Source organism: Acidovorax sp. CCYZU-2555 (assembly GCF_018413525.1).
Lineage (GTDB): Bacteria > Pseudomonadota > Gammaproteobacteria > Burkholderiales > Burkholderiaceae_C > Comamonas.
Genome location: NZ_JAHCDD010000120.1, coordinates 1 through 12,190 on the forward strand (window position 1 = coordinate 1; position 12,190 = coordinate 12,190).

Genomic DNA, 12,190 nt, shown 5'->3' on the forward strand with positions numbered 1-12,190 from the left:
CCGCAAATCTTCGATTTGCTGGGTCGTGTTAGCCGCTATTAGTCCAGCGAAATGTTCGCCCGCTTGCCCAGCGCCGTCCATTGGGTGATTTCGGCGCGGCGGAACTGATCGAGCTCCTTGGGGCTGGAGCCGATGACTTCGGCGCCCAGCGACATCAGCTTGGCCTTGACTTCACGGTCGTTCAAGGCCGCGGCCACATCCTTGCTGATCTTTTCCACGGCGGCGGCGGGAGTGCCCGCAGGGGCAAACAGGCCGTTCCATTCGTACACGTCGACGCCAGCGACGCCGGCTTCGGTGAAGGTGGCGGTGTCGGGCAGCACCGGCGAGCGCTTTTGCCCTGCGACCGCCAAGGGCCGCAGCTTGCCGCTCTGGATGAACGGCAGCGACGAGGCCAGGCTGGCGAAGAACACCGGCACATTGCCTGCCATCACGTCGACCATGGCCGGGCCGCCGCCGCGGTAGGCCACATGGGTCATCTTGGCGCCGGTCTTGAGCGCGAACAATTCGGCCGCCAGATGCTGGGCCGAGCCGTTGCCCGACGATGCAAAGTCCAGTTTGCCGGGGTTGGCCTGGGTGTAGGCGATCAGTTCCTTGGGAGACTGCGCCGGAAACGCCGGATTGACCACCAGCACGCTGGGCACTTTCACCAGCAGCGACACGGGCGCAAACGCCTGCAGCGTGTCGAAAGGCATGCGCTTCTTGAGCGCCGGGTTCTGCGCATGGTTGGAGGCGTCGACCATCAGCGTGTAGCCGTCGGCCGGCGATGTCAGCACGGCTTGCGCGCCGATGATGCCGCCGCCGCCCGCACGGTTTTCGATCACCACGGGCTGGCCCCAGATCTGGGACAGCTTGGTGCCCAGAATGCGCGCCGCCACATCGACCGTGCCGCCTGGCGGATAGGTCACGACCAGGCGCACGGGTTTGCTGGGAAAAGTGCTCTGGGCTTGCACGCCGGGCGCAAGTGCCAGGGCGGCGATGGCAAGGGCAATGGAACGTCTTTGCATATTGTCTCCGGATGATTTTAGTTAGGGGGTGAAATGGAACAGCTCGGCCGCCGTGGCGCCGAGAATCTGGCGCCGCTGGGCCGCATCCGGCACCCAGTCGGTCAAAGCGGCCAGGCTTGCGCCGTAGGTGGCCAGATGTTGGTGTTGGGTGTGCGGCCAGTCGCTGCCCCATACCAGGCGCTGCGGGCCAAAGGCCGCGAGCAACTGGCGTGCGCATTCACGCGCCGCGCCATCGCCCGTCCCCGGCGGATGGTTGCGGTAGGCGGCCGACAGCTTGACCCACACGCGGCCGGAATCCGCATGGCCCAGCAGCGCGGCGAAACCGGGGTCCGCACTGCCCTTGCCGGCGTCGGGCCGGCCGAAATGGTCGACCACGACCCGACAACCCGTTCTTGCGGCGGCGTCGATCAGCGGCGAAAGATCGGCCGCACTGCGATGCAGCTCCAGATGCCAATCCAGTGCCTTGATGCGGCCCAGGAAAGCTTGCCATACCGGCAGTCTGAGATCGGGCAAGGCCTGACCCACCAGGTTCAAGCGCACGCCCACCACGCCTTGCGCGGCCAGCGCCGCCAGCTCCTGCTCGGTGGTCGTGGGCTCGAGCATCACCACGCCGCGCAGGCGCTGCGGGTGTTGGCGCAGCACGTCCAGCAGGTAGCTGTTGTCTACACCCAGGAAGCTGGGTTGCACCAGCACGCCATGGGTACAGCCATGCGCATCGAGCAGGCCCAGGTATTCACTGGGCGTGGCATCGAAGTCGGGCGCGTAGCGACGGGCGGCAGCCAGCGGCATCTGGCGCAGAAAGACATGTGCGTGGGTATCCACAAGGAGCGCTGCGGTCATGGCGCCACTGTAGGGGCGCGCTGCGTGGTCTGTGAGCGGCCTGGTGTTGCCTATCCATAAGCTGCCGTTATGGCAAAACGGCTGCAATATCCATGTAGTGCCGCATTGCGCTTCTCTGGCGCGGTCAGTCCGGCGCGGGCTGACGTTGTGACCGGCACCGGGCCAGGACATTTTCTGTGCGGTCTTGGGAAGAAATTCTTCTTAATGATAAATCCAGCTTTGCAATTAGTGGAAGCATGAATTGCTGAAACTGCAATCACTTTTGCTTTGAAAAAAATGCGTGCAACCGGCTTGCTTGCAAGCACGTTAGCCGCTGGAGCATGGGCCAGCTATCAGAGGGAAAAACGGCGCCGATGCGGCGACCGGACGCAGCCCCTGCGCCGCCGTGCGCAGCCGTCGCTTGCGCCCCTGTTTTTCCATGCTTTCGTTGGTGAAATCCAATCAGATGCGCGGATAGGCCAAATTTCTGTAGAGATAACACAACATATTCCTACATACTTTCATGGAGTTACGTTTTGAAATACATTTCGCCTCCCGCTACACAAGTGTCTCTTTGTAAGGGCAGGCATGGCGCCGCCGCGGGACTGGCGTCGAATCATCACTATCGGAGTACAAATGAAAGCGTTTTCACAGTGGGCCGTAGGCACCAAGCTGCTTGCCGGGTTTATGGCAATCGCCGCCATTGCGGCATTGATCGGTCTTGAAGGCATTTTGAAAGCGGGACAAATCAACGCGCTGGCCACCACCATGTATGCGCGCGAAACCGTCAGCTTGCGCCAGGCCGCCGAGGCCAATATCCAGTTGCTGTCCGCGACGCGCGCACTGCGCAGCGCGATCCTGGCCTTCTCCAGCGACGACCGTGACGCGCATCTGAAAGAGATGGAGACACGCCTGTCGAATACCCAGGCTGAGATCCAAAAGGCAGAAAAGGCTTTTGCGACCGCCGAAGGCAAGGCGCTGCTGGACGCGACCCGTTCGGCGGTCCAGGCCTACACACAGGCTTCGGCGCAAACGGTGGCCTTGCTGCGTGCCGAGCCGCTCAATGAAACCCGGGGCTCGACCCAGCATTTGTTCACCGTCGTGCGCCCGCTGGCCAACAAGGCCGATGAACTGATGTCCCAACTGGTGGAGCGACGCATGGCTGCCGCCAGCCGGTTGAATGAGGAAACCGACGCCATCTATGCGGACATCCGCCTGCTGCTGATCCTGCTGACACTGGGCGGTGTGGCCTTGGGGGTTGTTCTGGGCGTGCTCATCACGCGCGGGCTCACGCGCCAGCTGGGCGGCGAACCTGGCGACGTGGCACGGGTGGCCAATGCGATTTCCCAGGGCGATCTGACGACGCACATCGACGTCTCCAAGGCCCGCAGCGGCTCGGTGGTGCATGCCATGGAGAGCATGCAGGCATCGCTGCGCCGCGTGGTGGGCTCGGTGCGCTCCAGCAGCGACAGCATCGCCACGGGCGCGGGCCAGATTTCTGTCGGCAATGCCGACCTGTCGCAGCGCACGGAAGAGCAAGCGAGCAACCTGCAGCAGACGGCGGCTTCCATGGAAGAGATCAGCAGCACCGTGCAGCTGAACGCGGAATCGGCCCGCCAGGCCACCCAACTGGCCGGCAACGCCAGTCAGGCGGTGCGCCAGGGCGGTCAGGTGATGGAGCAGGTGGTGGCGACGATGGCGCAGATCAATGCGGCATCGCGCAAGATCGCCGACATCATCAGCGTGATCGACGGCATTGCATTCCAGACCAATATCCTGGCGCTCAATGCCGCCGTCGAGGCCGCGCGTGCGGGCGAACAGGGCCGGGGCTTTGCCGTGGTGGCCAGCGAAGTGCGCAGCCTGGCGCAGCGCAGTGCCGAGGCCGCGAAAGAGATCAAGACGCTGATCGCCAACAGCGTGCATGCGGTGGATGCGGGCGGCAAGCTGGTGAACGAGGCCGGGGCATCCATGCAGGAGATCGTGGGACAGGTGCAGCGCGTGAGCGATCTGATCAGCGAAATCAGTGCCGCCACCAGCGAGCAGACCACGGGCATAGGCCAGGTCAGCGATGCCGTGGCGCAGCTGGACCAGGTGACCCAGCAGAACGCCGCCCTGGTCGAAGAGTCTGCCGCTGCGGCCGACAGCCTCAACCTGCAAGCGCAGCAACTGGTGCAGGCGGTAGCGGTTTTCCGGCTGGGACAGGACACGTCAGCGCCGGTGTCGGCATTGCGTTTGGCATAGCGCCGGCGCCTTCATTCGAGGCGGAAGATGCCGGTCAAAACGCCGCGAGCTTCTTCTCTGCGAGAAACTGCGCGACCAGATCGGCAATCTGCGCGTTGTTGAGATCGGACATGGGAAAGTGCGTGTTGCCGCGCACGCCGATCTCGGGAAGATGGACCAGGCGCGCGTCGCCGCCATGCTGGTTGATGGCGGCCACCCACAGCCTGGCCATCGCCAGGCGCACGCGCCAGTTGTCCTGGCCGCGCTCGGTGGTGGGCTCGATGGGGAAGTTGTCGCCGTAGTAGATGACTATGGGAATCCGGGTCAGCTTGCGGAAATCCGCCAGCGGTACCGATTCTGGCGACAACATGCCCGCCGCGCTGGGCATGGCCGCTGGCAGCTCGCCTTGCGGGAAGATGAAGCCGCTGCCGGGCTCGAAGGCGACGATGCCCTTGACGTTGGCGTTCTTGATTGCCGTGAGCCAGCCCGGACCACCGCCCTGCGAATGCGTGAACAGGATCGCTGGCCCGGTCCTGTCGAACAGCGCCGACATGGCGTTGGAGATCACGCCGGCGTCGTAAGGCCCGGTATTGGGCGTGACCGAGCGCAGGAATTGTTCCAGCGTCGCCGCGCTGCGCTCGAACTGCACGTTGCCGAAGTAGTTCGGCCATTTGCCGAGGCGAAACTGGTCGAAGAACAGTTGGTCGGTGGGCGTGGGCTCTATGGTCGTGGCCACGGTGCTGTTGCCGGCGCGGCCGCGGCGCGGCTGGTCGACCAGATACACGGGGTAGCCGCGGCGCAGGAACAGCGTCTGGAAGCCTTCGCGCCCGTCGGAGGTGGTCTCCCAGCTGCGTGCCGACTGAAACGCGCCATGCAGCATGACGATGGGCAGGCTTCTGGCATGCTGCGGCACTTGGTAGAACGCGTAGAGATGATCGCCATGCAGGCTCTGCCCTGCGGCGCTCGGCTGATTGTTGTTGTAGCTTCCGGGCGTGGCCTGCACCGTTCCGCCCACGGCAAAGCTGCCCTGGGCCTGGATCACCAGCGGGCCCGAGCCGGTGGAAGGCGTGGCGCAGCCGGTGATGAGCGCTGCCGCGGCCAGCGTGGTCAGCAAGGTCAGTGCGGCCTTCATGTTCAGCCTCCGGCTGCCGCGGCCAAGGCCTGCTTGAGCGCTTCGCTGGCGCGGGCGCCGGCCTGCGCATCGCCGCGCTCGGTCAGCACCTGCGCCAACTGGCGCAACTGCGCGGCCGTAAGCCCGACTCGCATGCTGGCCGCCATATGCGAGCGCAGCTGTGCTTGCACGCCTGGCATGGCGGCGAGTGCGCCGACGGTGGCCAGCTCGCGGCTTTGCCAGTCGAGGTTGTCGCGCTCGAAGATGTCGCCAAACAAATGGGCTTGCAGGAACTGGTTGATCACCGGCGCGAAATCGAACACCGGGCCTTGCACCGGCCGCCCTGAAATCTTCGTCTGGTTGTCCTGGCCCACTGCGACCAGCGCGTCGCACGTGGCCACGGCGCGGCTGGGCTCGCGCCCGGCGGCATCCTGAATGCCGCGCTGCTTGCGCGCCTCGACCACCTGGAGCAGCTCGCTCAGCGCGTTGAGGCTCTTGGGGAAGCCCGCGTAGGCATAGAGCTGCACCAGCACTTCCTTGGCCTCGCTGATCGTCAGGCCCGCATCCAGACCCTGGTTCAACGCGGTGTTGAGCCGCGGCATGTCGCTGGCGGCCATGAACGACGCGATCAGCGCAATCGACTGCTGGCGCGCGGACAGCGTTTCAGACGCAGCGACGGTGGTTTGTGCGGGCTGCGGCGGCGCGCTGCCGGGTAAGGCCTGGCCCTGGGCGCCGGCCATTCCCAGACCCAGGGCCAGAGTGGCGGCGACGGTGCGGACCATGTGGCGCTCAGCGGGCGTTGTATTCTTCATCGGTCACTTTCTCCATCCAGTTGACGGTCACGCCGTTCACGTTGCTGCCCACGGCCAGGTGGGTCATGGCGCTGTGGGGCGCCGCGCCATGCCAGTGCTTGACGCCCGGCGGGCACCAGACCACATCGCCCTGGCGCAGGGTCTGCACGGGCTGGCCCCATTCCTGCGTCAAGCCCATGCCCGAAGTCACGACCAGGCGCTGGCCCGCGGGGTGGGTATGCCAGGCCGAGCGCGCGCCCGGCTCGAAGCTCACGTAGGCCGCCGAGGCGTTGATGCTGGCGTTGGGCGTGAACAGCGGATCGACACGCACGCGGCCCGTGAAGTACTCGGCGGAACCCACGCTCGGCGCCTGGCTGCCCGCGGGCGTGATCTGCTGCTTTGGCGGGTTGTCGTCGGCGGTGGCTGTGGCGGCCGCGGCGCACAGCGCCAGGCCCCAAACGGTGTTGTTCATCCAGGTCCTTTGTCGCGGGCCCGGCCCGCAGCTTGTTCGCCTGGCAATGTACCTAGGTGGGCGTGCGCCGATAAGTAGGCAAATTCGACATAGACCTGTGAACTGCATTCAGCAATCGCCGGCCCTTCGGCGTCAGCGCGCGCCGGCTGCGCCCGCCTTGGGCTTTCGGGCGCGTCGCGCGGGCTCGGTATGGCGCAAGGCATCGACCACCACGGCCAAGGCCCCGGACGTCTGCCTTCGGCTGGGGTAGTAGAGGTGGTAGCCGGAGTAAGGTTGGCACCAGTCGTCGAGCACGCGCACCAGTTCACCCTTGGCCAGGTGATCGAGCGCCATGTCTTCGGGCAGAAAGGCCAGGCCCTGGCCGGCCAGCGCGGCGCGCAGCATGGGCGTGGAGCTGTTGTAGATCCATTGCCCCGTGACCCTGACCTTGATGACTTTCCTGCCCTTCTGGAAATCCCAGGGCAGCAGGCCGCCATGCGTGGGCAGGCGCAGATTGATGCAGTTGTGTTCGGCCAGGTCTTGCGGTTTTTTGGGCAGGGACCGCTCAGCGAAATAGGCCGGCGAACCCACCACGGCAATGCGCTGGTCGGCGCTGATGCGCACCGCGATCATGTCCTTGGCGACTTCGTCGCCCAGGCGCACGCCGGCGTCATAGCGTTCGGCGACGATATCGGTGCGGTTGTAATCGACCGTCACCTCGACGGTGATGTCGGGATAGTCGGTGAGCACCTGGGAGAGCTTGGGCCAGATCAGATAGCTCGCGGCAAACTCCGAGGCCGTGATGCGCACCGTGCCCGAGGGCTTGTTGCGCAGCGCGCTGACGGCGCTCAGTTCGGCGTCTATGTCCGCGAAATGCGGCGCGACGCTGGCCAGCAGGCGCAGGCCGGCGTCGGTGGTCGAGACGCTGCGCGTGGTGCGGGTCAGCAGGCGCATGTCCAGCCGCGCTTCGAGCGCGCGTATCGCATGGCTCAGCGCCGAGGGCGAAACGCCCATCTGCGCGGCCGCCTTCGTGAAGCTGCCCTGCTGGGCCACCTGAATGAAGGCAAGAAGGTCGTTGTAGCTGTCGCGTGCCATTGCTGAACCCGTTTCACAAGTCTTTGCGGCATTCTGCCGCTAATCAAAGGTTGGTGAAACGACTATCTTTGCCTGGTCGGCGTTGCTTGTGTCGCTGCCCTCCCCATGAAAGAGAGACTCCCATGACATCCGATCACGACCCGGGCCGGCGCAATGTGATGGCGGCGCTGGTGGCCGGCTCCGCCCAGGCTGCGGCCCACGGCAGCGAAACGCCTGCCCTGCCATCGAAGACCTTGGTCGCGTATTTCTCGCGCTCGGGCAATACCCGCGTGGTCGCCGGAGTGATTCAGCGCGCGCGCAATGCGCAGCTCTTTGAGATCGTTCCCAGCGCCGCCTACCCCGCGGACTATCTGGCCACAGTGGCGCAGGCGCGCAAGGAGCGCGACGCGGGTTTCGAGCCCGCGCTGGCGTCACGGGCGACGCACCTGGCCGCTTGCGACACGCTGTTCCTGGGCTTTCCTATTTGGGGCGAGACCGCGCCTGCGGTGATTCGCGCCTTTCTGGCTGCCCACGATCTGTCGGGCAAGACGCTGATCCCTTTCATCACCCATGGCGGCTATGGCCCCGGCAACAGCCGCGCCGTGCTGGCGCGCCACGCCCCGAATGCGCACCTGCGCGAAGGCTTCGTCATCGAGATGGACCAGGAGCGGCGCACCATGGAACGCGTGACGCAGTGGTTGGGCAGCGGCGCGGCCCCATGACTTGGCGCGGCAGCAGCGTGGCAATTTGCGCCTCTTTGGCAAGCGCAGCTTGCCAATCCTGCAAGCCATGACGGACTAGTGCCGCGGCCGCGGTTTCCCTAAAGTGGTCACTATCTCGGGCGCCCTCTGCGCGCCTGCCGCTTTTTCCGCAATGGAGTTGCCCATGAAAACCACCGGCTACGCTGCCTACACCCCCGATTCCCCGCTCGCGCTGTTCCAATTCGAGCGCCGCAGCCTGCGGCCCAACGATGTCGCGATGGAGATCCTGTACAGCGGGGTCTGCCATTCCGATCTGCACACCGCGCGCAACGACTGGGGCTGGAGCTACTACCCCATCGTGCCGGGCCACGAAATCGTCGGCCGCGTCACGGCCGTCGGTGCCCAGGTCAGCAAGTACCAGGTCGGCGACCATGTGGCCGTGGGCTGCATGGTCGACAGCTGCATGGCCTGCGACCAGTGCGGCCGCGGCGAGGAGCAGCTGTGCCGCGCGGGCAATACCGGCACCTATGCGGGCCGCGACCGCATCAGCGGCGAGAACACGCAAGGCGGCTATTCCAAGCATCTGGTGGTGCGCGAGGAGTTCTGTCTGCGCGTGCCTGCCGGCCTGGACCTGGCGCGGGCCGCGCCGCTGCTGTGCGCGGGCATCACCACCTATTCGCCGCTGCGCACCTGGAATGTGGGCGCGGGCAGCCGCGTGGGCGTGATCGGCCTGGGCGGGCTGGGACATATGGCGGTGAAACTGGCCGTGGGCCTGGGCGCCGAAGTGACCGTGCTCAGCCGCAGCACCGACAAGGAGGCCGATGCCCTGGCCCTGGGCGCGCACCGGCTGCTGGCCTCGTCCGACCCCCAGGCCATGGCCCAGGCCGCCAATGCTTTCGACCTGATCATAGACACCGTGCCCGTGAAACACGCGGTCGATCCCTACCTGCCGCTGCTGGACGTGGACGGCACGCTGGTCATCGTCGGCCAGGTCGGCCCCATGCAGGAAATGAACACCGTGCCGCTGCTGCTGGGCCGCCGGCGCATTGCGGGCTCGCCGATCGGCGGCATACGCGAAACGCAGGAAATGCTGGACTTCTGCGCCCAGAAGAACATCTTGCCCGACTGCGAAATGATTCGCATGGACCAGATCAACGAAGCTTTCGATCGCATGGAAAAGGCCGATGTGCGCTACCGCTTCGTGATCGACATGGCGTCGCTTGCGGCCGAGACCGCCTGATGGCGGTATCGATGCCGGCGCGCCCGGCCGCGCCGGCCAGCGAACTGCGGCTGCTGCTGGTACTCAGCGCGCTGATGGCCTTCACTTCGCTGTCCACCGACATCTATTTGCCGGCCATGCCGCAGATGGCGCGCGAGCTGCAGGGCAACATGGAGCTGACCATCACCAGCTTTCTGGTCGGCTTCGCGCTCGCGCAGCTGGTCTGGGGTCCGGTGAGCGACCGCATAGGCCGGCGCCGGCCGCTGGTGATAGGCGTGCTGTTGTTCGTCGTGGGCTCGGTCGGCTGCGCGCTGTCGCAGACGCTGGGCGAGATCGTGTTCTGGCGCATGTTCCAGGCCTTTGGCGCCTGCACCGGGCCTATGCTCGCGCGGGCCATGGTGCGTGACCTCTATCCGCGCACCAAGGCCGCGCAGACGCTGTCCACGCTCACGGTGATCATGGCGATTGCGCCCATCGCCGGGCCTTTGCTGGGCGGGCAGATCGTGCGCTTTGGCTCTTGGCACGGCATCTTCTGGCTGCTGGCCGGCATAGGCGTGCTGATGCTGTTCGCGCTGCGCCGCCTGCCCGAGACGCTGCCCGTCGAGCGCCGTGCGACGACGCCGGCACTCGCGGCGTTTGCCGACTACCGCGCGCTGCTGAGCAATGCGGTGTTCATGCGCTACACGCTGTGCGTGACGCTGTTCTATGTGAGCGCCTATGCGTTCATCACCGGCTCGCCGCATGTGTACATCGAGTACTTTGGCGTCGCGCCGCAGCACTACGGCTGGCTGTTTGGCGTGAACATCGTCGGCCTGATGGCCGTGAGCCTGATCAACCGCAAGCTGGTCAGCCGCTACAGCCTGGACCGGCTGCTGCGCGTTGCCAGTGCGGTCGCGGCGGCAGCCATGCTGATCGGCGTGGTCGTGGTGCTGCTGCAGTTGGGCGGCCTGCCGGGCATCGTGCTGCCGGTCTTCGTGTTCTTCTCCATGAACGGCGTGATTGCGGCCAGCGCAACTGCAGCTGCGCTCGATCGCGTTCCGCCCGCACTCGCCGGCTCGGCCGCGGCCTTGATCGGGTCGCTGCAGTACGGCAGCGGCATCATCTCGTCGCTGCTGCTGGCGGCCCTGCCCAAGGGAACGCCGCATTCGCTGATCGTGGTGATGGCGGTGTTTGCGGCGGGCTGCGCGGTGATGGCGTGGTGGCAGCGCGGCCGCGCGGATGTGGTGCCCGGCTAGCACGCCGGTTGGTAAACGGCCACGCGGTCACGGCCCTGGCCCTGCGCCGAGAGGGCCAGGCGCAGCTTAGAGCTGCGTGTTCTTCAGCGGCAATTGCCGCACCCGCTTGCCCGTGGCCGCAAACACGGCGTTGAGCACCGCCGGCGCCGCCACGGCAATGGTCGGCTCGCCCACGCCGCCCCAGAAGCCGCCCGACGGCATGGTGATGACTTCCACTTCGGGCATCTCGTCCAGACGCAGCACGTTGTAGGTGTCGAAGTTCTGCTGCTCCATGCGCCCGTCCTTGACCGTGCATTCGCCGTAGAGCATGGCCGACAGGCCGTAGACGAAGGAGCCCGTGATCTGCGTCTCGACCTGCTGCGGGTTGACCACATGGCCGGGATCGGTGGCGGCGACGATGCGGTGGATCTTCAGCTTGCCGTCGGTCACCGAGACTTCGGCGGCTGCCGCCACATAGCTGCCAAAGCCCATGATCTGTGCCAGGCCGCGGTGGCGGCCCGCGGGCGCGGGCGAGTCCCAGCCTATGCCTTTTGCCGCGGCTTCGAGCACGGCCAGGTGCTTGGGGTGTGTGGCCATCAGCTTGCGTCGGAACACCAGCGAATCCTGGCCCGCGGCATGGGCCAGTTCGTCGATGAAGCACTCGAGGTACACGGCGTTCTGGTTCAGATTCACGCCACGCCAGGCGCCGGGGCGCACATGCGGGTTGCGCATCGCGTGGTCCACGAGCAAGTGCGGGAAGGTATAGCCCATGGCCATCTCGGCGCCTTCGGCGACCAGGCCCTGGTAGACGATAGGGTCGCCGCCTTCGGGCGTGATGCGCGTGGGGGCATGGTAGGCAAAGATCGACTGGCCCGACAGCCGCATGTGCAGCGCCTGCACTTCGCCCGCGCTGTCCAGCGACGCGCGCAGCCGGCATTGCGTCACCGGGTGGTACTGGCCCTGGGCCATGTCTTCCTCGCGTGTCCACATCATCTTGACGGGGGTATCGGGCACCTGCTTGGCGATCAGCGTCGCGATGCGCACGTAGTCGGTGTACAGGCGCCGGCCAAAGCTGCCGCCTATGCGCATGGTGTGCACTTCGCAGGCCGTGGCAGGCAGGCCCGCGGCCTTGGCCATCTCGTCGAGCGCGGCATCGGCCACCTGGGTCGGGCCCCACATCTCGCAGCGCTGGGCGCTCCAGCGCACGGTGGCGCTGAGGATTTCCATGGGCGCATGGTTTTGATAGGGATAGCCGTAGTCGGCCTCGATCACGCGCGCGGCCTGGGCCAGCACGCCCTTGGCGTCGCCGATGCGGTTGCCCACATAGGCCTGCTGCGCCGACAGCCCTTCGCGCAGCGATGCGGCAATGCTTTCGCTCGAGGCCGTGGCGTTCGCGCCTTCGTCCCAGATGATGGGCAGCGCTTCAAGCGCGCTCTTGGCGCGCCAGAAGGTATCGGCCACCACGGCCACGGTGGCGTCGTCCACGCGCAGCACCTGCTTGACGCCGCGCCGGTTGGCAATGGCCGCAGCGTCGAAACTCTTGAGCTTGCCGCCGTGCACCGGGCAGGCCTTGGGCACGGCCACCA

Annotated in this window: 11 protein-coding genes; 4 read left to right on the forward strand and 7 right to left on the reverse strand. The window is 66.2% G+C overall.

Annotated features, from left to right (window positions below):
- Positions 1 to 38: 38 nt before the first annotated feature.
- Both KHY18_RS25770 and KHY18_RS25775 read right to left on the reverse strand, forming a co-directional pair.
- Positions 39 to 1,004, reverse strand: coding sequence for a tripartite tricarboxylate transporter substrate binding protein (locus KHY18_RS25770; RefSeq protein WP_213306939.1), 966 nt, complete (start codon positions 1,002 to 1,004; stop codon positions 39 to 41).
- Positions 1,005 to 1,025: 21 nt separating this feature from the next.
- On the reverse strand, positions 1,026 to 1,844 hold the full coding sequence (locus tag KHY18_RS25775) for an amidohydrolase family protein (protein WP_213306942.1): 819 nt from the start codon (positions 1,842 to 1,844) through the stop codon (positions 1,026 to 1,028).
- A gap of 615 nt (positions 1,845 to 2,459) precedes the next feature.
- On the opposite strand from KHY18_RS25775, the gene KHY18_RS27325 reads away from it, so the two are divergent.
- Positions 2,460 to 4,064 (forward strand): methyl-accepting chemotaxis protein, encoded by a 1,605-nt coding sequence (locus KHY18_RS27325; protein ID WP_283771372.1) that lies wholly within the window; start codon positions 2,460 to 2,462, stop codon positions 4,062 to 4,064.
- Between the two features lie 34 nt (positions 4,065 to 4,098).
- Here KHY18_RS27325 and KHY18_RS25785 read toward each other — a convergent pair whose 3' ends face one another.
- From KHY18_RS25785 to KHY18_RS25800, 4 genes are all read right to left on the reverse strand, one after another.
- Positions 4,099 to 5,175: an alpha/beta hydrolase gene (locus KHY18_RS25785; RefSeq protein WP_213306945.1), complete on the reverse strand. Its 1,077-nt coding sequence runs from the start codon at positions 5,173 to 5,175 to the stop codon at positions 4,099 to 4,101.
- Between the two features lie 2 nt (positions 5,176 to 5,177).
- Positions 5,178 to 5,966, reverse strand: coding sequence for a carboxymuconolactone decarboxylase family protein (locus KHY18_RS25790; RefSeq protein ID WP_249729388.1), 789 nt, complete (start codon positions 5,964 to 5,966; stop codon positions 5,178 to 5,180).
- Positions 5,944 to 6,417, reverse strand: a complete 474-nt coding sequence (locus tag KHY18_RS25795) for a (R)-mandelonitrile lyase (RefSeq protein ID WP_213306948.1) — start codon at positions 6,415 to 6,417, stop codon at positions 5,944 to 5,946. The genes KHY18_RS25790 and KHY18_RS25795 overlap by 23 nt, the downstream gene beginning before the upstream one ends.
- A gap of 132 nt (positions 6,418 to 6,549) precedes the next feature.
- Positions 6,550 to 7,491, reverse strand: coding sequence for a LysR family transcriptional regulator (locus tag KHY18_RS25800; RefSeq protein ID WP_213306951.1), 942 nt, complete (start codon positions 7,489 to 7,491; stop codon positions 6,550 to 6,552).
- 122 nt (positions 7,492 to 7,613) lie between these two features.
- Between KHY18_RS25800 and KHY18_RS25805 the strand changes: the two genes are divergently transcribed.
- The 3 genes from KHY18_RS25805 to KHY18_RS25815 all read left to right on the forward strand — a co-directional run bounded on the left by KHY18_RS25805 (position 7,614) and on the right by KHY18_RS25815 (position 10,625).
- The gene (locus KHY18_RS25805; protein ID WP_213306954.1) at positions 7,614 to 8,192 is read left to right on the forward strand and encodes a flavodoxin; all 579 of its coding nucleotides are present in this window, start codon (positions 7,614 to 7,616) and stop codon (positions 8,190 to 8,192) included.
- 163 nt (positions 8,193 to 8,355) lie between these two features.
- On the forward strand, positions 8,356 to 9,411 hold the full coding sequence (locus KHY18_RS25810) for an NAD(P)-dependent alcohol dehydrogenase (protein ID WP_213306957.1): 1,056 nt from the start codon (positions 8,356 to 8,358) through the stop codon (positions 9,409 to 9,411).
- Complete coding sequence (locus tag KHY18_RS25815) at positions 9,411 to 10,625, forward strand: multidrug effflux MFS transporter (protein ID WP_249729389.1); 1,215 nt, start codon at positions 9,411 to 9,413, stop codon at positions 10,623 to 10,625. Before KHY18_RS25810 ends, KHY18_RS25815 begins: the two co-directional genes overlap by 1 nt.
- Positions 10,626 to 10,691: 66 nt before the next feature.
- Here KHY18_RS25815 and KHY18_RS25820 read toward each other — a convergent pair.
- Positions 10,692 to 12,190, reverse strand: a 1,499-nt coding sequence (locus tag KHY18_RS25820) for a xanthine dehydrogenase family protein molybdopterin-binding subunit (protein WP_213306960.1), incomplete at its 5' end; no start/stop codon positions are given.